This window comes from Brevundimonas sp. UBA2416 (assembly GCF_002343105.1).
Taxonomy (GTDB): domain Bacteria; phylum Pseudomonadota; class Alphaproteobacteria; order Caulobacterales; family Caulobacteraceae; genus Brevundimonas.
Map to the genome: position 1 here is coordinate 72730 of NZ_DDRM01000002.1, position 267 is coordinate 72996.

Genomic DNA, 267 nt, shown 5'->3' on the forward strand with positions numbered 1-267 from the left:
GACCGACCTCGACCTGGGCCACTATGAGCGGTTCACGGGGGTGTCGGCCGCCAAGTCGGATAACATCACCACCGGCCGCATCTATTCGACCATCCTCGAAAAGGAGCGGCGCGGGGACTATCTGGGCGCCACGGTCCAGGTCATTCCGCACGTCACCGACCAGATCAAATCCTTCTGCCTGACTCCCGCCCTGACGGATGACGGCGAGGAAGTGGACTTCGTGCTGGTCGAGATCGGCGGCACGGTCGGCGACATCGAGGGCCTGCC

General features: G+C 64.4%; 1 pseudogene. It reads left to right on the plus strand.

Annotated elements, in window-relative coordinates:
• Positions 1-267, plus strand: a pseudogene (locus tag B3E43_RS00555) (CTP synthetase); the annotation flags it as partial.